The organism is Kitasatospora sp. MAP12-44 (assembly GCF_029892095.1).
Taxonomy (GTDB): Bacteria; Actinomycetota; Actinomycetes; order Streptomycetales; family Streptomycetaceae; genus Kitasatospora.
Genome location: NZ_JARZAE010000004.1, coordinates 2,009,192 through 2,028,800 on the forward strand (window position 1 = coordinate 2,009,192; position 19,609 = coordinate 2,028,800).

General features: G+C 70.3%; 16 protein-coding genes. 11 read left to right on the forward strand and 5 right to left on the reverse strand.

Annotation, left to right across the window (positions count from 1 at the left end; all coding sequences use genetic code 11):
• Nucleotides 1–57: 57 nt before the first annotated feature.
• Together P3T34_RS09510 and P3T34_RS09515 are read right to left on the reverse strand one after the other, a co-directional pair.
• Nucleotides 58–2,295, reverse strand: a complete 2,238-nt coding sequence (locus tag P3T34_RS09510) for an EAL domain-containing protein (protein WP_280665566.1) — start codon at nucleotides 2,293–2,295, stop codon at nucleotides 58–60.
• Complete coding sequence (locus P3T34_RS09515; protein ID WP_280665567.1) at nucleotides 2,292–3,068, reverse strand: SAM-dependent methyltransferase; 777 nt, start codon at nucleotides 3,066–3,068, stop codon at nucleotides 2,292–2,294. The genes P3T34_RS09510 and P3T34_RS09515 overlap by 4 nt, the downstream gene beginning before the upstream one ends.
• A 182-nt stretch (nucleotides 3,069–3,250) precedes the next feature.
• Here P3T34_RS09515 and P3T34_RS09520 point away from each other — a divergent pair, with 182 nt between their 5' ends.
• Both P3T34_RS09520 and P3T34_RS09525 read left to right on the forward strand, forming a co-directional pair.
• Entirely contained in the window at nucleotides 3,251–5,044 is a 1,794-nt protein-coding gene (locus P3T34_RS09520; RefSeq protein WP_280665568.1) for a glycoside hydrolase family 15 protein, read from the forward strand.
• 178 nt (nucleotides 5,045–5,222) lie between these two features.
• Nucleotides 5,223–7,184 carry a putative Ig domain-containing protein gene (locus P3T34_RS09525; protein ID WP_280665569.1) on the forward strand — a complete coding sequence of 654 codons (1,962 nt, stop codon included), beginning with the start codon at nucleotides 5,223–5,225 and terminating at the stop codon, nucleotides 7,182–7,184.
• Between the two features lie 60 nt (nucleotides 7,185–7,244).
• Here P3T34_RS09525 and glmS read toward each other — a convergent pair whose 3' ends face one another.
• Nucleotides 7,245–9,071: a glutamine--fructose-6-phosphate transaminase (isomerizing) gene (gene glmS, locus P3T34_RS09530; RefSeq protein WP_280665570.1), complete on the reverse strand. Its 1,827-nt coding sequence runs from the start codon at nucleotides 9,069–9,071 to the stop codon at nucleotides 7,245–7,247.
• Between the two features lie 51 nt (nucleotides 9,072–9,122).
• Entirely contained in the window at nucleotides 9,123–9,401 is a 279-nt protein-coding gene (locus P3T34_RS09535; RefSeq protein ID WP_280665571.1) for a hypothetical protein, read from the reverse strand.
• 913 nt (nucleotides 9,402–10,314) lie between these two features.
• Here P3T34_RS09535 and P3T34_RS09540 point away from each other — a divergent pair.
• The 3 genes from P3T34_RS09540 to P3T34_RS09550 all read left to right on the forward strand — a co-directional run bounded on the left by P3T34_RS09540 (nucleotide 10,315) and on the right by P3T34_RS09550 (nucleotide 12,409).
• The gene (locus tag P3T34_RS09540) at nucleotides 10,315–10,635 is read left to right on the forward strand and encodes an antibiotic biosynthesis monooxygenase (protein WP_280665572.1); all 321 of its coding nucleotides are present in this window, start codon (nucleotides 10,315–10,317) and stop codon (nucleotides 10,633–10,635) included.
• Nucleotides 10,632–11,861 (forward strand): transcriptional regulator, encoded by a 1,230-nt coding sequence (locus tag P3T34_RS09545; protein ID WP_280665573.1) that lies wholly within the window; start codon nucleotides 10,632–10,634, stop codon nucleotides 11,859–11,861. Before P3T34_RS09540 ends, P3T34_RS09545 begins: the two co-directional genes overlap by 4 nt.
• Before the next feature lie 398 nt (nucleotides 11,862–12,259).
• A complete protein-coding gene (locus tag P3T34_RS09550) occupies nucleotides 12,260–12,409 on the forward strand; it encodes a hypothetical protein (protein ID WP_280665574.1) in 150 nt (49 codons plus the stop codon).
• 23 nt (nucleotides 12,410–12,432) lie between these two features.
• Here the strand turns inward: P3T34_RS09550 and P3T34_RS09555 are convergent, their stop codons facing one another.
• Nucleotides 12,433–12,867, reverse strand: a complete 435-nt coding sequence (locus tag P3T34_RS09555; RefSeq protein ID WP_280665575.1) for a MarR family transcriptional regulator — start codon at nucleotides 12,865–12,867, stop codon at nucleotides 12,433–12,435.
• Nucleotides 12,868–12,991: 124 nt separating this feature from the next.
• On the opposite strand from P3T34_RS09555, the gene P3T34_RS09560 reads away from it, so the two are divergent.
• The 6 genes from P3T34_RS09560 (at nucleotide 12,992) to P3T34_RS09585 (ending at nucleotide 19,608) form a co-directional block, all read left to right on the forward strand.
• A complete protein-coding gene (locus P3T34_RS09560; RefSeq protein WP_280665576.1) occupies nucleotides 12,992–13,783 on the forward strand; it encodes an alpha/beta fold hydrolase in 792 nt (263 codons plus the stop codon).
• Nucleotides 13,784–14,156: 373 nt separating this feature from the next.
• Nucleotides 14,157–14,888 (forward strand): Crp/Fnr family transcriptional regulator, encoded by a 732-nt coding sequence (locus P3T34_RS09565; RefSeq protein ID WP_280665577.1) that lies wholly within the window; start codon nucleotides 14,157–14,159, stop codon nucleotides 14,886–14,888.
• 99 nt (nucleotides 14,889–14,987) lie between these two features.
• Complete coding sequence (locus P3T34_RS09570) at nucleotides 14,988–15,776, forward strand: hypothetical protein (RefSeq protein ID WP_280665578.1); 789 nt, start codon at nucleotides 14,988–14,990, stop codon at nucleotides 15,774–15,776.
• Nucleotides 15,773–18,064, forward strand: coding sequence for a hypothetical protein (locus P3T34_RS09575; RefSeq protein WP_280665579.1), 2,292 nt, complete (start codon nucleotides 15,773–15,775; stop codon nucleotides 18,062–18,064). Before P3T34_RS09570 ends, P3T34_RS09575 begins: the two co-directional genes overlap by 4 nt.
• A gap of 30 nt (nucleotides 18,065–18,094) precedes the next feature.
• Nucleotides 18,095–19,054, forward strand: a complete 960-nt coding sequence (locus P3T34_RS09580) for a PE-PGRS family protein (protein ID WP_280665580.1) — start codon at nucleotides 18,095–18,097, stop codon at nucleotides 19,052–19,054.
• Nucleotides 19,051–19,608, forward strand: coding sequence for a Pycsar system effector family protein (locus P3T34_RS09585; RefSeq protein WP_280665581.1), 558 nt, complete (start codon nucleotides 19,051–19,053; stop codon nucleotides 19,606–19,608). Before P3T34_RS09580 ends, P3T34_RS09585 begins: the two co-directional genes overlap by 4 nt.
• Nucleotide 19,609: the final 1 nt, after the last annotated feature.

Here is a 19,609-nt window from a genome sequence, read left to right on the forward strand (position 1 = left end):
TCATGGCGCGCAGCTTTGCCCCAAGTCAAGGGGGTACTTGGTGATTTGTAGCGCGCTTTACCGAATGTCCCGCTTTGCCGGGTGTGCGGTCGTCGACTCGGCGATCCGGCGGGCGATCTCCTCCGGCCGGGCCGGCCGGCCGAAGTGCCAGCCCTGCGCCCAATCGCAGCCCATCTCGCGCAACCGCTCGGCGTGGCCGGCGTTCTCCACGCCCTCGGCGGTGACGGTCAGGCCGAGCGTGTGCGCCAGCGAGACCAGGCCGCCGATGATCCGCCAACCCAGCAGCTGCTCCTTGCCGGAGTCCTTCAGGTCGCTGACGAAGGAGCCCGCGATCTTCAGACTGGAGACCGGGAGGTCGCGCAGGTAGGCGAGGTTGGACCAGCCGGTGCCGAAGTCGTCCACCGCCAGCGAGACGCCCAGGTCCACCAGCGAGTGCAGGGCGCGCACCGACTCGTCCTGGGGGCCGACCACCGCGCTCTCGGTGATCTCCAGTTGGAGCAGCCGCGGGTCCAGGCCCGAGGAGCGCAGGATCCGGTCGATGTCCGACACCAGCCCGGCGTTGCGCACCTGACGGACCGCCAGATTGACGTTGATCTGCGGCGCGCGGTCGCCGAACCTGGCCACCCAGTCGGCCGCCTGGCCGCAGGCCTGCTCCAGCACCCAGCGGCCCAGCGGCATGATCAGGCCGGTCTCCTCGGCGGTGCCGATGAACTCGTCCGGGCCCAGCACGCCCAGTTGCGGGTGCCGCCAGCGCACCAGCGCCTCGACGGCGGCCAGCGAGCCGTCCGCCAGCGTGCAGAGCGGCTGGTAGTCGATGAAGAACTCACCGCGGTCGAGCGCGATCGGCATCCGTACCGAGACCGCGTAGCGGCTCACCGCGCGGGCGTTGCGCTGCGGGTCGAAGAGCGTCCAGCGCCCGCGGCCCTCCTCCTTGGCCCGGTACAGCGTGAGGTCGGCGGCCCGGACGGCGGCCATCGGCGTGGTGGCCGCGACCGGCCGCTCCAGCACCCCCACGCTCGCGCCCACCGCCAGCCGGTGACCGTCGATCGGGACCGGCTTGGCGAGCGCCGCCAGCACCGTCTTGGCCGCCGCGACGGCCTCCTGCTCGCCCCGGCAGTTCTCCAGCAGGACGACGAACTCGTCGCCGCCCAGCCGCGCCACCAGGTGGCCCAGCGGGCGCAGCGCGGACTCCAGGCGCACCGCGACGGCGGCCAGCAGCTGGTCGCCCATCTCGTGGCCCAGGCTGTCGTTGACCACCTTGAAGCCGTCCAGGTCCACGTAGCACAGGCCGAAGCGGGCTCCCGGCTCCGGGGACTCGAAGAGCGCCTCCAGCCGTTCGAAGAACGCGGTGCGGTTGGGCAGGCCGGTGAGCGGGTCGTGGGTGGCCTGGTGGCGCAGCCGCTCCTGCAGGCGGTAGCGGTCGGTGATGTCCTCCAGCATCGCCACCTGGTAGACCGGCAGGCCCTCGTCGTCGCGGATCAGCGAGCAGGTCAGATGGGTCCAGACCACCTCGCCGTCCTGCCGGTAGTACGGCTTGTCGAACTGGAAGTGCTCGCGCTTCCCGCTGACCAGCTCCTCGTAGGCCTCCCAGACGCCCGGGGTGTCCTCGGGGTGCACCAGGTCGTTGACCCGGCGCCCCCGCAGGTCCTCAGGCCGGGCGCCGAAGATGTCCTGCAGCGCCTTGTTGGCCGCCAGGATGTTGCCCTCGACGTCGCCGATGCCGATGCCGATCGCGGCGCTCTCGAAGAGCGCCCGGAAGCGTGCCTCGGACTCGCGCAGGGCCCGCTCGGCGTCCCGCCGGGCGGTGTCGGCGGCCAGCCGGATCGCCTCCTGCTCGGCCAGCGTGCGCTCGCGCAGCGCGGCTGCCCAGCCCGCCGCGAAGGCGCCGGTGAGCTCGGCGGTCCGGCCCTGGGCCAGGTCGCTGCCGTGCAGCAGGCCGACCGCGCGGGCCAGCAGGTCGGGGTCGGTGAAGTGCGCGTCCACCAGCAGCGCGCCGGCCTGCTCGGCCGGGCCCGCGTCGAAGCCGTCCGACGGGTCGGCCTCGGTGTGTTGCAGCAGCAGCGCGGTCGTCCTGGCCACCAGCCGGCGCAGCGCTCCCGGGTGCATGGCGACGCCCTGGCCGCCCTGCAGCAGCAGGGCCCAGCTCTCGGGGAAGCCGTCGGCGGCGCCGGCTGCGCTGTCGTTCGGGCTGCTCTCGGTCGGGCTGCTGCTCTCGGTCAGGCTGCTGCTGTCGTTCGGGCTGCTCTCGGGCAGGCCGTTGGCGGCGCTGCCACCCGCCGGCGGCGGTCTGTTCACGTCCGGCGCCCCACTCCGACCACGCCGACCATCCGCTCGGGGTGCGGGCCGACCGCGGCGGGCTGCTCGGGACGCCACTGCGGCAGGTAGACCACGCCCGGCTCGACCAGCTCGAAGCCCTCGAAGAAGCCGCTGATCCGCTCCATCGAGCGCATGGTCAGCGGGGTGGGCGTGCGCTGGTAGAGGTCCTGGTGCGCGTCGGTCTGGTCGGGGCGGCCCTCCAGCGAGGCGTGGCAGAGCGCCAGCGCGCTGCCGGGCGGCAGGGCGTCACGCAGCGTGCGGACGATCCCCTCCGGGTCCTGCTCGTCGGTGACGAAGTGCAGCACCGCCACCAGCAGCACCGCCACCGGCTCGCCCGGCGCCAGCAGCTCGACCACCTCGGGCCGGGCCAGCAGGTCGGCCGGGTCGGTCAGGTCGGCGTGTACCACCTGGCTGAGCTCGTCGTCCTTGAGCAGCAGCCGGCTGTGCGCGACCGCGACCGGGTCCTTGTCCACGTAGACCACCCGGGTGTCCGGCTGGATCCCGCGGGCGATCTCGTGCACCGCCCCGAAGGTCGGGATGCCGGAGCCGATGTCCAGGAAGCGGGTGAAGCCCTGCTCGGCCAGATACTGCACCGAGCGGCGCAGGAAGGCGCGGTTGGCCCGCATGATCAGCGGCAGGTCCGGCCAGAGCTTCACCGCCTGGCGGGCCATCTCGCGGTCGGCGGCGAAGTTGTGCGAACCGCCGAGGTAGTAGTCGTACACCCGCGCCGCATTGGGCCGGTCAAGGTCCATACCAGCTGGCACCCACGGCGGTCGCCGCATCAGGGACCCCTTTCGGCACTTCTTTCGGCACTTCCGAAACATCCGACACAGAATTAGACAAGAGGCACAAAGATCATCCTACGATTCATGCGTCACCGCAACCGTCCGGTCCTGTCGGTCATACCGCGCGGGATGCGGCGCAGAATAGCTGCATGGCAGGACGGATCGAGGACTACGCCCTGATCGGCGACCTGCAGACCGCCGCGTTAGTGGGCCGGGACGGCTCGGTCGACTGGCTCTGCCTGCCGCGCTTCGACTCTCCCAGCTGCTTCGCCGCGCTGCTCGGCGACGAGCGGCACGGCCACTGGCGGCTCGCCCCCGCCAACACCGGCGCCGGCGTGGTGGCCCCCGCCGGGCGCGGCTACCGGGACGGCACGCTGGTGCTGGAAACCCACTGGGAGACCGCCGAGGGGGCAGCCAGGGTCACCGACTTCATGCCGCAGCGCGAGCGCGACCCGCAGCTGATCCGGATCGTCGAGGGCCTGCGCGGCTCGGTGGAGATGTGCGGGGAGCTCCGACTGCGCTTCAACTACGGGCGCAGCGTGCCCTGGGTGCGCCGCACCGGCCACCACCGGGTGGCGGTGGCCGGCCCGGACGCCGTGTGGCTGCGGGTGCCCAGCGGGGTGCACACCTACGGCCAGGACCACAGCACCCGCTCGGAGTTCACCGTGCGGGCCGGTCAGCAGGTGCCGTTCGTGCTCACCTGGCAACCCTCGCACCGCTCCGCCGCCCGGCCCGTCGACCCGCAGCGCGCGCTGGCCGAGACCACCGAGCGCTGGCAGCGCTGGGCGGCCGGCTGCCGCTACCGGGGCGAGTGGCAGGCCGCGGTGCTGCGCTCGCTGATCACCCTCAAGGCGCTCGCGTACGCGCCGACCGGCGGCATCGTCGCGGCGCCCACCGCCGGGCTGCCGGAGGAGCTGGGCGGCGAGCGCAACTGGGACTACCGCTACTGCTGGCTGCGCGACTCCAGCATGACCCTCTCCGCCCTGCTGCGCGGCGGCTTCCGCGAGGAGGCGGTGGCCTGGCGGCAGTGGCTGCTGCGGGCGATCGCCGGCGACCCCGGTGACCTGCAGACGGTGTACGGGGTGGCCGGCGAACGCGGGCTGCCCGAGACGCCGGCCGACTGGCTGCCCGGGCACGGCGGCTCGGCGCCGGTGCGGCTCGGCAACGCGGCCGTCGCGCAGCTCCAACTCGACGTCTACGGAGAGGTGGTGGACACCCTGCAGCTGGCCTACGCGGCCGGCATCCCGATGGAGCGGCAGGTGTGGGGGCTGCTGCGCACGCTGATGGCGTTCCTGGAGCAGCACTGGCGCGACCCGGACGAGGGACTGTGGGAAGTGCGCGGTGAGCGGCGGCACTTCGTGCACTCCAAGGTGATGTGCTGGGTGGCCGCCGACCGGGCCGTCAAGCTCGCCGAGGCCACCGGTCTGCCCGCGCCGGTGGACCGCTGGCGGGCGCTGCGCGAGGCGGTGCACGCCGATGTCTGCCTGCACGGCTACGACGAGCACCAGGGAGTCTTCGTCCAGCACTACGGGGGACGGGAGTTGGACGCCGCGACGCTCTTCGTGGCGAAGACCGGCTTCCTGCCGCCGGACGACCCGCGGGTGGTGCGGACCGTGGAGGCGGTCCGCGACGGCCTGGACCACGGCGGCTTCGTCCGCCGCTACGCCCTCGACGGCTCGGCCCGCCACCGCGTGGACGGGGTGGCGGGATCCGAAGGGGCGTTCGTGGCCTGCTCGTTCTGGCTGGCTGACGCGCTGGCGGCGATCGGCCGGCGCGACGAGGCCTGGGAGCTGTTCGGCCGCGCGGTCGGCCTGGCCAACGACCTGGGCCTGCTGTCGGAGGAATGGGATCCACTGACCGGCCATCAACTCGGCAACACTCCGCAGGCGTTCAGCCATGTGGCGCTGGTGAACACCGCATTCACGCTGTCCGCGGCGCAGTGAACCGCGAAGTTCTTCGCGCAATCCCTCACCACTGAACAGGAATCACCCTGCACAGGTCTTGACCCGTGTGACAGGTGACATGTGTCATTGCACAGGTGGTCGAGGGGTCCCGCCGGGCCCCGCCCGTCGGCCATCGGTTCCCCCTGCCCCCGCACCGCCGAGAGAGTCAGGAACCCCTGTGCCCACAGTCCGCTCGCACCCGAGCGCGCGCCTGCGCCGCCTCCTGCTGGCCGGCCTCGCCCTCGGCGTCGCCACCAGCGGTTTCTCCGGCGCCGTCGCCGGCACCGCCGACGCCCAGGCCGCCCAGGCCTCCACCGCCCGACAGACCGCGAACGACACCCAGCACCCGTCCAGCGAGGGCTGGCAGCAGATCAACGGCGTCTGGGTCCAACTCGGCGCCACCCGGCCGCATGTGATGCCCAACGCCAAGACCTACAGCGCCCAGCAGGCGGCGAACGCGGCCGCCGGCAGCGGCATCGACAGGCCGATGAACAACTACGACCTGCAGATGACCTACCGCGGCGGCCAGGACTCCATCGGCGTCACCACCGGGCAGCCGAAGGTCTACCTGATCTACTGGGGAAGCCAGTGGGGCACCCCCGGCACCGACCCGAGCACCGGCGACACCACCCTCACCGGCGACCCGGACAGCGCCGCGCCCTACCAGCAGGAGTTCTTCAAGGGCCTGGGCAGCGCCAACGACACCTGGTCCAAGGTGATGACCCAGTACTGCGAGGGCATCACCCCCGGCACCGACCAGTGCCCGAGCAGCGCCAACCACGTCGGCCAGCCGGTCCAGGGCCAGACCCTCTCGGGTGTCTGGGTGGACAACGCCGCGCCGTCCCCGCAGGCCGCCACCGAACCGCAGATCGCGGCCGAAGTCCTGGCCGCCGCCAAGCACTTCGGCAACGGCGACCCCAACCAGAACCGCAACGTCCAGTACATCATCAACACCCCGCAGGGCGAGGACTCCGACAGCTGGAAGGAGCTCGGCTACTGCGCCTGGCACACCTTCATGCGCAGCTCGTACGGCACCCTCGCCTACACCCTGATGCCCTACCTGACCGACGTGCCGGACTGCGGCACCAACTGGATCAACCCCGGCGCGCGCGGCCGGCTGGACGGCTACGGGATCATCGGCGGCCACGAGTACGCCGAGACCATCACCGACCAGAACCCGTCGGGCGCCTGGACCGACGCCACCGGCCAGGAGATCGGCGACAAGTGCTCCTGGATCCCGGTCGGTTCCAACGGCGGGATGTTCAACCTCCAGCTGTCGACCGGTAGTTTCCCGGTGCAGACGATGTGGTCCAACTACGACCACCTGTGCATGGGCGACGACCCGGTCTTCGGCAACCAGACCCTGCTGGTGACCAAGCCCTGCGACCAGACCACCCAGCGCGGCAAGGCCGTCGACTTCGCCGTCCTGGCCTCCGACTCCGCCGGCCGGCCGATCAGGTACAGCGCCGCGAACCTGCCCGCCGGCCTGCACATCAACGCCGCCACCGGCCGCATCATCGGCACCAGCAACGCCACCGGCACCCGGACGGTCACCGTCACCGGCACCGACGACCACGGCAACGCGCAGAGCCAGAGCTTCCGTTGGGCGCTCGCCAACGGCCCCCAGGTCGGCTGCGCCCCGATCGAGCAGCTCACCGATCCCGGCTTCGAGAACAGCACCTCCAACCACGGCGCCTGGAACCCCTCGGGCTACAACATCATCACCCCCTCCAGTGCGCACGCCGCCCACAGCGGCAGCTCGTACGCCTGGCTGGGCCAGAACACCACCACCGACGACTCCATCACCCAGTGGGTGGAGACCACGCCCGGCTACTCCAAGGAGTCGCTGACCTTCTGGCTGAACATCACGGGCGCCGCCCAGGGCGCCTCGGCCCCCGGCGGCACCGCGGCCGACACCCTCTCGCTGGAGCTCTACGACCAGTACAGCGGCAAGTACATGGCCACGGTGAGGACTTGGTCCAACCTGAACGCCACCAAGGGCTACCAGTTGCAGTCCTTCGACCTGACGCCGTACGTCGCAGCCGAGTTCGGCTCCACGGTCGGCATCAAGCTGGTGTCGCACTCGACCACCGGCAAGACCGCGTTCCTGATCGACGACGCCTCGGTCCACCTGACCTGAGGCTGCCACTGAGGGGTTTCTGCCGCCCTCCGCGGCAGAAACCCCTCAGCGGTTGGCGAGCTACTCGACGGTGACGCTCTTGGCGAGGTTGCGGGGCTTGTCGACGTCGCGCTCCAGGGCCACCGCGGCGTGGTAGGAGAAGAGCTGGAGCGGGATGTTGAGCAGCAGCGGGTCCAGCTCGGGCTCGTTCTTGGGGACCACGATGCAGTGGTTGGCGAGCTTGGGGTCGTGGACGCGGTGGCCGACCGCCAGCACGCGCCCGGCCCGGGCGCGGATCTCGCCGAGGGTGGTGAGGTTCTTGTCGAGCAGCTCGTCGTCCGGAACCAGTGCCACGGTGGGGAGTTCGGGGCTGATCAGGGCCAGCGGACCGTGCTTGAGCTCACTCGCCGGGTACGCCTCGGCGTGCACGTAGCTGATTTCCTTGAGCTTCTGCGCACCCTCGCGGGCCACCGGGTAGCCGCGCACCCGGCCGATGAACATCATGCCCTGGCACTGCGCGTACTCGGCCGCCAGCTCGGCGATCTGCTTCTCCTGCTCCAGGATCTCGCGGATCTGGCCGGGCAGCGCCTTGAGGCCGTCCACGATCCGCCGCCCGTCGGCCGGCGAGAGGTCGTGGATCCGTCCGAAGTGCAGGGCGAGCAGCGCGAAGGCAACCACAGTGGAGGTGAACGCCTTGGTCGAGGCGACCGAGATCTCCGGGCCCGCGTGCAGGTAGATCCCGCCGTCGCAGGCGCGCGCGATGGCACTGCCGACGGTGTTGACCACACCCAGCACCCGGCCCCCCTTGCGCTTGATCTCCTGGACGGCGGCCAGCGTGTCGTAGGTCTCGCCGGACTGGCTGACCGCGACGTAGAGGGTGTCCGCCTCGATCACCGGGTTGCGGTAGCGGAACTCGGAGGCCGGCTCGCTGTCGGCGGGGATCCGGGCCAGCTCCTCGATCAGCTGCGCGCCCATCTGGCCCGCGTAGTAGGCCGATCCGCAACCGATGATCTTCACCCGGCGGATGTCGCGCAGCTCGCGGGCGTCCAGGTTGAGGCCGCCCAGGTGCGCGGTGGCGAACCGCTCGTCCAGCCGTCCGCTGAGCGTGCGCTCCACGGCGGCGGGCTGCTCGTGGATCTCCTTGCCGAGGAAGTGCGAGTGCCCGGCGGTGTCATAGGAGTCGATCTCCCAGTCCACGATGGACGGCTGACGGTTCGTCGGACGCGCGTCCTCGGTGAAGGTGCGGAAGCCCTCGGCCCGGACGGTGGCCAGCTCGCCATCCTCCAGGTGCACCACCTGGCGGGTGTAGCGGACCAGCGCGGCGACATCGGAGGCGACGAACATCTCCTTCTCGCCGATGCCCAGCACGATCGGGCTGCCGTTGCGGGCCACCACGATCCGGTCGGGCTGCTCGGCGTCCAGCACCGCGATGCCGTACGTGCCGACCACCAGCTTGAGCGCGGAGCGGACCGCCTCCTCCAGGTCGGTGCCCTCCGCCGCGTGGGCGGCGACCAGGTGCACCAGCACCTCGGTGTCGGTCTCGGACTTGAACACCGCGCCTTCGGCGGTCAGCCGCTCACGCAGCTGGTCGGCGTTCTCGATGATCCCGTTGTGCACGACCGCGAACCGCTCGGCGTTGTCCAGGTGCGGGTGCGCGTTGGCGTCGCTCGGCTCGCCGTGGGTGGCCCACCGGGTGTGCCCGATCCCGGTCGACCCCTTGAAGCGCGCGGGCACGGCGGCGGCGAGGTCGGCGACCCGCCCCTTGGTCTTACGCACCTTGAGGCCCGCCGCTTTCCCCGTGACGGCCACGCCCGCGGAGTCGTACCCGCGGTACTCCAGGCGTTGCAGGCCCTCCAGGAGGAACGGGGTGGCGTCCTTGGGACCGATATAGGCGACGATTCCGCACATACTGGACAGACTCCTAAGGGTGGGGTTTCTCGGCTCTCTCAGCCGTATCTCTCAGCCGTACACAATGCGACGCAGCTGCCGGAGCGAGAGCTCCGGCGCAGCGACCCGGCGCGCCGGCAGCTCCTCGGCGATCCGGCCGAAGATCTGCTCGTTGGTCAGGCCGCGCGCCTGAAGTTCGCCATGCCGACGCTGGACGTACTCGGTCGCACTCTCCGAGAAGTACGCCAGCACCTCCGCCACCACCCTCGCCGCCTCCCCCGGCCCCAGCGCACTGGTCCGAGTCAGGTGAGCGAGCAGATCCCCGTACGGGGGCGGTGAAGAGGTAGGCACAGGACGAAACCCTAGGCCGACCCCCCGCGATCCCCCAACAATCCTGCCCGATATCGGGCAGGATTCCCCCCTAATGCCTCACGGGATCATCAGGCCGCCGGCCTCATCGATGCCCCGAACTCCCCCGATACTCCGCGTTCAAGATCGACCAAGCTGCACCCCCGAAGGATCCGCACCATCTGCGCCGCCAGGACCCATCGAGCCTGCGGATCCTCAACCGTGGCGATGATCTCCCCCACGGCCCGCGGCCCCACCGGCCCCGGTCGACAGAGACTGCCGTACACGCCGCGCGTCGCACTGTCCTTCACTCGGACGACGACGAACCCATCTCTCAGATGCGGACACAGCCGCACCGAGATTTGAGTGCAGCCCAAACAGATCGGCGGATGAGTCGCGGCCATGCCCTTCGGCCACCCCGGCCAGTCACCCCGATCATCGCGCAGCAACCACGGGACTCCGCCGTCAGCGTTGCAGTCAGCCGGTTCGCCGCAGACCTGACACAACAGCCTGCGCATCGCACGGCACTGCCGCCCAGGATGCACACGGCCGAACTCCGGTCTCCCTCGCCCTGGTTGAAGCGCCATCCGAGCCCACAGGATGCCGTCCACATCGCGGTCGTGCGGGATCTCATCCCGATAGGCGAGCCCTCGCCCTGGCAGCGCCACGAGATCAGGCCGGGTACGACGCTCAGCGCTCCACGTCGCGATGTAGGGCACAACACCTTGTCGTTCTGGCAGCTCGGACATCGCTTCCTCCTGCTGAGCACGGCGAGGCCGCCACTCACCGTCGCAGTGGCGCCCCTCTCGGTAGCAATCTCATCCTAGGCGCAGTTATTCTGCGACTCAAGAAACTCTGCGACTAGCAGTACTTCTGCGCTTCTGAAAGACTGGGGCCCGCCTACGAGGGAGGTTCCATGAGCAGCGGTTTCGGCCTGGTCGTGCGCTTCGAGCTCCGTGACGACCGTGCGGCAGCCGGCTTCGACGACCTGGTGTCCCGCACGGTCCCCGCCATCCGGGAGCACGAGTCGGGCACGCTCGCGTACGTCGTCCACTCCGTGCCGGAGGAGCCGAACGTCCGGGTCTTCTACGAGCTCTACGCCGATCGGGCCGCCTTCGACGCCCACGAGCAGCAGCCGCACACCCTGCACTTCCTGGCCGAGCGAGAGCAGTACCTCGCCGGCCTCCATGTCACCTTCCTCCAGGTCGAGACCGGGAAGGGTCCAGCACTTCCGTGAGTACCTCTGAAGAACGGCGCGCCTTCGGCAGCCACATCGCCGAGCTGCGCAAGCAACGCGGCCTGAAGCAGGAAGAGTTGGCCGCCGTCATCGGCCGCACGGCGAGCTGGTTGTCCCAGGTCGAGCGCGGAGTGCAGCCGGTCAACCGCCTCGATGTCCTCCGGTTGCTGGCCGATGGGCTCTGCGTCTCCCTGGAGACCCTTCGCCCGGACGCCTCGGCACTCGCCCCCCTCCCTGCGGCACCACCGAAAGCGAACGACCTGGACCAGGCACGGCTCGTGCTCTCCGGTCACCCGGCCCCCGAGCTCCTACTCGCCGGCCACCCCACAGGCGCCTCGATCGACCTGCCAGAGCTCCGAGCGGCAGTCGACCGGCTCTGGGGGCTCACTCACGGTAACAAGTTCGCCGAACTCAGCGCTTCGCTAAGCCAGTTGGTTCCCGGTCTGGAGCGCGCAGCCCGCACCGTTCCTCCCGCCCAGGCCCCCGAAATCTGGCTCCTCCTCAGCCGGGCCTACCAAGCGCTGTCCGCTGCCTTCGCGCGTCAGGACGAGCCGGACGCCTCCTGGCTAGCGGCGGATCGGGCGATCCGAGCCGCCGAGCAGGCGGGCTACCCAATGGAGGCATTCGCCGGAATCTTCCGGCTCGCCCATGCCTTCGTCCGCCTCAAGCGCCTGGACCAGGCCGAGCACACCGCGACAACGGCGATCGCCGCCCTACAGAACCACGCCACTTCCGATCCCGAACACCTTTCCCTGCTCGGCTCACTGCACCTGGTGCTCGCGCTCGTCCACGCGCGAGCAGGCGACCGGTCGCGGGCCCGGGCCGAGATGGAACGGGCGCGAGCTGTCGGCCGGCAACTGGGCGAGGACCGGCAGGACTTCGACCTGGAGTTCGGGCCCACCAACGTCGAGATCCAGGCGGTGTCCATCGCGGTCGAACTCGGCGACGCCGGCGAAGCCATCGACATCGGCGCCCAAATCGACGCCTCCACCCTGTCGGTGGAGCGCCAAGCGCGGCTACTCATGGACCTCGGGCGCGCATACGCCCAGCGCCGCCAGAGCACAGAAGCACTCGCCTGCCTACTCAAGGCAGAGGAACTGGCGCCCGAAGCCGTCCACAGCCACACTGCGGCACGGAACGCCATCCGCGAACTTCTCCTCATTGCCGGACGCAAGGCTCCGCAGGAGCTCAAGGCCCTCGCTGAGCGCGCCAGCGCTCAGCCGTAAGGCCGGTCCATCGGCGTCGGCAGCTCTCGGCAATCCGCCCGAGGAACTGCTCGTTCGTCAGACCACGCGCCAGAAGTCGGCCATGCCGACGCTGGACGTCCTCGCGTACCTGGTCGCACCTGCGCCGCATGTACGACGAGCCCCCGCACTCCCCCCCCCCCCCCCCACTTCGACACTTCGACGAAAGCTTTCTCTGGGCCGCCCCCTTCCGCCCTTGCGGCGACGGTGGAAGCCAGCGACGCTGAGCCGATGCCAGGGCAGCGGAAGGGAAAGCGTCAGCGGCAGGACCGTATGCAGCAGCGGCTGCTCGCTTCGCGCCCGAAGCGGGCCGCTGGGAAGTGCTCTTCGAGACCCAGGACGAGTCGAAGTGGCGCGCTCATGTCCACCATCTGCGAGCAATGGACCAGCAGATCGACTGGACTGCCGCGCGGGTGGACAGGTTCTGTGGGCGCCTGATCCAGCCGACCACCTACCGGCTGAGCATCTTCGTGCCGACCCCCGCTCCCGATCAGGACCAGGACTCCACCCATCTGCCCGAAGCCGGGTGAGCAGCGGGTGCGGTGAGTGGCCTCTAGGGCTCGAGGGTCAGTTGACTCGATGCGCGGGCCAGCAGGTCGATCAGCAGAGCGTGTTCCTGGGGGCTGAAGCCGTCAGCGATCCGCCGCTCGATGGCGACGGCCTTCGTGTCGGCCTGCGCGAGTAGTCGGCGTCCGTCGTCGGTGAGGCGCACCTCGACCACCTTGCGATGCCAGGGATGCGGCTGGCGGGTGATCAGCCCCTTCGCCTCCAGGTTGGCGAGCACGGTGGCGATGGTCTGCGGGGTGACCAGGCAGGCGCGGGCGAGCGCGGCGGCGGAGAGTCCCGGCTGGTCATCGAGCGTGTACAGCGCGACGTACTGCGGAACCGTCAACCCGAGCGGCCGGAGCGCGGCGTGCTTGGCCGCCATCAGCTCCTGCTCCACCCGCTTGATGTGCAGCCCGAGGCGTTCGGTGACCGGCATCTCCATGAGGCCGATCGTACGTCACCAGCTCGAACCCTGGCTTATGGCAGAGTACTGATACATGCCAGAGTTCTGCTACCTTTTCTCCATCGCTCAGCACTCACTCAGCACTCACTCATGGAGGCACCCCTTGGCCGACCCTGAACCGCTTGATCACGTCGTCGCCGGGGCCGGCCCGGGCCTGGTCCTGATCCACGGCACTGGCGCTGACGCGACCTCGAACTGGGGCGCTCTCATCGACGCGATGCGTGACCGGTACACCGTCGTCGCCCCGAACCTGCCCGGCGCCGGCGCCACCCCTGTCGACCCGGCACCGACCGACCTGGACGCACTCGCCGACCGGGTCGTCGCCACCGCCCAGGCCGCTGGACTGGAACGGTTTCACCTGGTCGGTCACTCACTGGGCGCCGCCGTCGCCACGGCCATGGCCGCCCGGCACCCTGCGGCCGTGACCTCGCTCGTCCTGCACGCCGGATGGGTCAGGACGACCCCGCGCGAGGCGTTCATGTTCGACCTGTGGGCGCGCCTGCTGCGTACCGACCCAGCCCTACTGGCCGGCCAGTTGATCCTCACCGCGATGGGGCCCGGTCTCCTCGACACCCTCGACGACGCGCAGTTCGCCGAACTGACCGCAGGTTTCACAGCCATGCTGGATGAGCGAATCCTCGGGCAGATAGAACTCGACAGCCGAATCGACCTACGTGACGCGGTGGGCCGGATCACCGCGCCCACACTCGTGCTGGCGAGCACCGACGATCAGATCATCCCGACGCGCCACCAGCGCGAACTGGCCGCCGCGATCCACCAGGCCGACTACCTCCAGGTTCCCGGCGGCCACGGTCTGCCGTTCGAGGACCCTGCGCGGTTCTTCTCGATCATCGCCGAGCGCGTGGACCAGCGCCAAGCACAGGGCCAGAGCTGAATAGCGCCGATCAGGTCGGCGTGGTGCCGCCGGGCGAGGTCGCGAGGTGCCGCGGTCGGGGAGGCGTCGCTGATCTGCATCCGCCAGCGGACCCCCAGCCCCGCGAGGAGGCCCTCCGCCTGCCCCCCGACACCCTGCCCCCAACCCGACGCCTCTACAGCCAGGACCCCGCCGGCAACCTCCTGGAATTCCTCGGACCCGCACCCTGATCCCCTCCCACCCCAAGGAATTCAGGTTCACTCACCCGAGCGATTCATGACACTCCATTCGCTCACAAAGGGCGCCAAGGGCCTGACCGTGCCCGAGCGTAGGAGTAGGTTGACTGATCGCGCTCAGTTCAGCGTTCAGGACGGACCTCGGGGGACTTCCACCAATGATCACCGTGCCCGCCGGCCTACCTGGCCCGGCAACAGAACGACAGCAGAGCCCTGCGGACCGCAACCTCGACGACCGGGTGCCGTTCCTCGCCCGACTGGAGCGGGAGGATCGCAGCACCCTGCTCTCGCTGGGCCGCCGCATCTCCTATCCAGCGAGATCCGTGGTCATGCGGCAGGAGGAACCCTCCGACCACATCATCCTGATCCTGCAAGGTTGGATGAAGGTCACGGCCGCCGCGGCCAACGGTTACGAGGCCCTGCTCGCACTGCGCGGCCCAGGCGACATCGTCGGTGAGTCGGCGGCGCTCACCGGGCGCCCGAGAGCAGCCACGGTGACCGCACTCGAACTCGTCGACGCCGTCGCCATCGACCGCCAGCATTTCACCGACTACCTGCAGCAAAAGCCCAACGTGGCCCTGCAGTTGCTGGCCCTGGGGACCGACCGGCTGCGCGCCGCGGATCGCCGGCGGCTCGACTTCGCCGCGCTCACCGTTCGCCAGCGGCTCTGCGGACTGCTGCTCGAACTCGCCCGCAGCCACGGCAATCCGACCGACGAAGGCATCATGATCTCCGTGCCGCTCAGCCAGCAGGAGCTGGCGGGATCGGTGGGCGCGTCCCGTGAAGCTGTCGCCCGGCTGCTCAAGGAACTGCGCGAGCGCGGCGCGGTGATCACCCGCCGCCGCTGCCTTGTCATCGCCCGCCCAGACGTCCTGAGCCGGATCCACTGACTTCTGTGCACACAGTCACACACCAGGTGTGTCATCCGCCCTCACGCCAACCGTCCGCCCGGCGACAAGCTGCTGCCTACGGACAACCGAGAGGCAGTCATGACTGAGCCGGTCAACCGCACCATCTTGCTGCTGGACATCGAGCGCTTCGGGCAACGTGACGACGTCGAGCAGGCGTTCATGCGCCGGATGCTCTACGCGATCCTCCAGGAGACGCTGCAACACGCGGGCATCGAGCAACTGGAGCAGCGATTGGAGGACCGCGGTGACTCGGTGATGGTGCTGATCAGTCCCACCGTGTCGAAGGTCCGGTTGCTGCGTGCCCTGCTCACCGAGACTCCGGCCCTGCTGCACAGCAACAACCGGCTTGCTGCCAATAGCGCGCAGGTCAGGCTGCGCATCGTGCTGGCCGCCGGGGAGGTCGCGATCCAGGAACTCGGCGGCGCTCTGGGCGGAGCAGTCGGCTGGGACCTCAACCAGGCGTTCCGCTTGCTGAACTCGGACGTGCTGCGCAGCGCCCTCAAGGAGCGCACCGCGCAGAGCGTGCTCTGTGTGTCGGACGCGGTCTACCAGGGCATCGTGCGGCACAGTCCGCACGGAGTACCCGGAGCCGAGTTCCAGCGCATCACCGTAGCTGGCAAGGAAGGCGAGCTGACCGCGTGGCTGCACGGCAATCCGGCCGCCGTGGCTGGAGCAGCGGCCCCAGGCCCCGGAGTCACCTCGAACCCCGCCGAGCCGTCCGACTCCTCGCAACAGGCCCCCATCGGGACCTACTTCCTCGGCGGCTCGCCGTCGTTCGGCGGTAGCCTGGTCAACGGGGACCAGCACATCGTCTCCGGGGGCCACGTCCACGGCGACGTCAACATCGGTCGCGGCGGCGCCCGGTGACGAGTCCTGCCGCCAAGGAGGCAGCTGCGGATCCGACCGGGCCCGAGCCCGAGCAGGCGACCGCGAGCGAGGAGGAAGAGACCGGCCAGGAGGCCCCGCAGGCGCCGACCGAGCCACCGCAGAACGCTTGGGACGCGGCGCAGGAGCTGTTCGAGCACGCCCCCGAGAGTTTCACCAGTCAGGGCTCGTTCTTCGCCGGCGGCGCACCGCGGTTCGGCGGCAGCCTGATCCACGGCGATCAGCACACCGTCTCCGGCGGCCAGGTCCACGGCGACGTGGTGACCGGCCAGAAAACCACGATCTACCAGCTCGGCGCTGCGTTCGGGAGCCCGCTGCACGAGTCTGGTGAGGTCCCGGCCGACGAACTGACCGCCTTGGCCGCGGTCTTCCAGGACGGACCGGAGTTCGCCATCGCGCTGGCCGAGCTCCGAAGCTCACACCTGCTGATCCTACGCGGCGGCCAGGACACCGGGCGCCGGGCAGCCGGTCTGATGCTGCTCCACCGCTTGGGCGCCAGACGGATCCGGGCCCTCAGCCCGGAGGTCAGCCCCGCCTCGCTGCTCAAGGGCGTCGAACCGGCAGACGGCTATCTGCTCAGCGACCTCGCCACCCCGCGCAGCCGTCCGCTGACCCCGCTGCACCTGCTGCAGATTCGGGAGGCGCTGACCCGGCTCCGCAGCAAGCTGGTCATCACCATCGCCGAACACCCCGTCCCCGCCGACATCCGCTCCGTACATTGGACGGCCCCCGATCCTGTGGCCGTCCTCACCGCGCACCTGATGCCTCGGCTCGCGGACACTGCGGCGGACGGCATCGCCGAGCTCCTCCAACTGGAACCAGTCGCGGAGTTCCTCGCCAAGGACCGCCCGGTCCGGGAGATCGCGGACTTCGCCGGGCCGCTGGCCGAATACGCGGCGGGCCACAGCGACCTGACGGCGCTGTCGGCGTTCGGGCAAGCCGCAGTTCGGGAACAGGTCGGGCGGTGGTTCGGCGCCCCGGACATCAAGCTGCGGGAGAAGTCCTTCCTGCTGGCTCTGAGCGTCTTCCATCAGGCGCCGTACGCGCTCACCGCCGAGTTGTCGGACCAGCTCTTCCGGCGACTGGAGGCAATCGAGGCGCCGGGCAGAAAAGAGGGGATCCCGCCTTTCGGCGGCTCCATCGAGGAGCGCCTGGCGCTGGCGCGAGCCCAGCAGTACCAGGAGAACGAGCAGACCCCCTGGGGTCCCGTCCCCCAGCGGATGGCCGCCTTCGTCGACCCGCGGACCCCGCACACGCTGTTCCGTGAAGTCTGGACCAGCCATCCTTCGGCCCGCCCCGCCGTCATCGCCTGGCTGCACGATCTCGCGGCCGACCCGCGGCCGCTGGTTCGCACCCGGGCCGCCTCGACCACGGCGCTGCTCGCCTCGGTCGACCTCTCCTCCGCCATGGGGCGCCTGCTCGGTCCGTGGTCCGGCGCCAAGGACTTCCGCCTCTGCCTGCAAGCCGCCAACAGCCTCGCGCTCGCCTACTACGCGGGCACCGCCGCAGTGCCGCGCATCCTCCACGACTGGTGCGGGGACGACGATCCGCACCGCCGCTGGACGGCCGTGCGCGGCTACGCGCTGCTCGGGCACCTGCTACCGGAGCAGAGCCTGGAGGCCATGAGGGTGGCCGCCGGAAGGCTCGACGCGGACGAACTCACCGACCTGACCGCAACGATCGAAGCCGCCGACCCTACCCGACTCCCGGACCAGCCGGCCAGCTTCCAGGCCACCGGCCTGGTCGAGGCGATCGAACTGCTGCTGCTCTCGCCCGCCGGACCCACCACGCTGGTCGCACTGACGGAATGGACCACCGACGTGCCGCAGCTCAGGCAGGTGGCCCTGGCCGCCTTCCTGTCCGCGGCCCGCCGCACGGACGGCGACCAGGACGACCCGCTCGGCTGGCCGTTGCTCCTGCGTTGGTACTCCGTCAGCCCCACGGCAGCCCCGGGCGAAGCGGTATCGGTGACCGAACTGCCCGGCCCGGATCCGCTGTTGGCGATCCGGCCGCGGCTCGCGACGCTCTGGCGCACCGCACTCGCCGATCGCGCCCTCGGATCGGCCGCCCTGCGGGCTCTGCGGAGGTGGCTCCATGCCGCCCAGGCCGACCCGGAGATCGAGGAGCAGCTCAGCGGCCTGCTGGGTTCGCTATCCCTGACCGAGCACGATCGACGGCGGCTCAACCACCTGCTGCGCACCCTGCGGGGTTCGGCAGCCGCCGAGCCGAGCGCGGTCGACCGGATGCTCGCCGCCGTCGGCACCCCGTGATCCTTCTCCCACGTGCAAGGAGCAACTGCCATGCCAGAGTCCCACCACGAGGTCGAGTGGAACCAAGTGGCCAGCCGCAGCAGCGACATCGTCGACCCCGTTCTGACGGTCCGCCAGCTCAGCGGCTTCGGCTCACTCGGCGGGCGACCGGGCGGCCGGGCCGACTGCGCGCTGGTCTTCGCCACCGCGAAGGGGTCGTACCAGGTGTACGCTCCGCCACTGCGGCCGACCCGCGGCGAGTTGGCCGGCCGTCGCTATCGAGCGATGTTCGAAGTCGACACAGGGATCCACCACTTCACCCTCACTGAGCTGCTCCCCAGCCGCGACGACGAGGGCGCGTTCCGCGTGGACGTCGAGGTGAGCTGGCAGGTGACGGCCGCCGACCGGGTGGTCAGCAGCGGCCTGCGGGACGTACCGGCCCTGATCACACCCCGGATCCGGCGTCTGATGCGTACCACCGCCCGGCAGTTCGCGGTGGACCTCAGTCATCTGGCGGAGCCCGCTGTCCAGCAGGCACTGGCGGCCGAGCCGATCGCCCTCGGCGAGGGCCTGTACGTCGGCTGCACCGTGCACCTCGACCTGGACGAGCGGGCCAAGGTGCAACGGCAGCTTCGACGGGACTACCGGTACGCCCGCGAGGCACACGCCGACGCCCTGCGAATGGCCCAGGAGCAGGCCGAACTCATTTCCCAGAAAGCCAAGTTCTACCAGTACCACCTGGATCAGGGCGGCGTGTCCGCGTGGGCGCTGCGGTTGGCCGAGCACCCGGACGACCTGCCGATGGCCCTCGAACACCTCCGCGGTGAGCAGCAGGACCTGGTCCGCAACCAGATCGCGCTCGTCGAGAAGCTGCTGGAGACCAGCCACTTCGAGCAGTTCCAACTGGAGGAGCCGGCCCGGGCCGCATTGGAGGCGCTGACCAGCATCCTGCGGCGGGAGACCGGTGGCTCCGGGGCCCCGCAGCTGAGCGCCAGCACGGAACTAGGATGACCGGCCGTCAGGTGACTGCGGCGTCCGCCTCCCCCGGCGCACCACAGCCCAACTCACCACAGCCCCCCGGAGAGCTCGCCGGCACCCGACTGCTCGCCGAGCTACGCACCGAGATCGCCCGAGCCGACAGCAAGGCCGCCGTGCTGGTCGCCGCGCTTGGCCTGGCCACCGGGGCGTTCAGCGGCCCGCTGGTCAACAGCTCCGGCGGACCGCACATCAGGTCAGGCCCAGGGCTCGCCCTGCTGCTGGCCGGCGGCGGCGCGCTGATCCTCTCGTTGCTCGCACTCCTGCTCGCGGTCCTGCCGCGCTACGACCGCAGCAGCTGGACCCCCGGCCGGCCGTTGGCCTACTTCGGCGACATCCACCGGGCTGCCGAACTCGGTTCGCTCGCCAACGCCCTGGCCGCAACCGAGGAGACACAGTACGAGGGAATCGTGATCGCGCTCACCGACACCAGCGCCATCGTCTCCCGCAAGCACTGGTGGGTCCGGATCGGGGTCCTCTCCTTCGCTCTGGGTCTGCTGCTGCTTCCCACCGCCCTGCTCATCGGCTGAG

What these genes read in the sequence shown, in the direction of transcription:
- P3T34_RS09515 (WP_280665567.1), bottom strand. Translation starts at nt 3,068, where the DNA reads ATGGACCTTGACCGGCCCAATGCGGCGCGGGTGTACGACTACTACCTC.
- P3T34_RS09520 (WP_280665568.1), top strand. Translation starts at nt 3,251, where the DNA reads ATGGCAGGACGGATCGAGGACTACGCCCTGATCGGCGACCTGCAGACC.
- glmS (WP_280665570.1), bottom strand. Translation starts at nt 9,071, where the DNA reads ATGTGCGGAATCGTCGCCTATATCGGTCCCAAGGACGCCACCCCGTTC.
- P3T34_RS09540 (WP_280665572.1), top strand. Translation starts at nt 10,315, where the DNA reads ATGAGCAGCGGTTTCGGCCTGGTCGTGCGCTTCGAGCTCCGTGACGAC.
- P3T34_RS09550 (WP_280665574.1), top strand. Translation starts at nt 12,260, where the DNA reads ATGGACCAGCAGATCGACTGGACTGCCGCGCGGGTGGACAGGTTCTGT.
- P3T34_RS09555 (WP_280665575.1), bottom strand. Translation starts at nt 12,867, where the DNA reads ATGGAGATGCCGGTCACCGAACGCCTCGGGCTGCACATCAAGCGGGTG.
- P3T34_RS09565 (WP_280665577.1), top strand. Translation starts at nt 14,157, where the DNA reads ATGATCACCGTGCCCGCCGGCCTACCTGGCCCGGCAACAGAACGACAG.
- P3T34_RS09570 (WP_280665578.1), top strand. Translation starts at nt 14,988, where the DNA reads ATGACTGAGCCGGTCAACCGCACCATCTTGCTGCTGGACATCGAGCGC.
- P3T34_RS09580 (WP_280665580.1), top strand. Translation starts at nt 18,095, where the DNA reads ATGCCAGAGTCCCACCACGAGGTCGAGTGGAACCAAGTGGCCAGCCGC.
- P3T34_RS09585 (WP_280665581.1), top strand. Translation starts at nt 19,051, where the DNA reads ATGACCGGCCGTCAGGTGACTGCGGCGTCCGCCTCCCCCGGCGCACCA.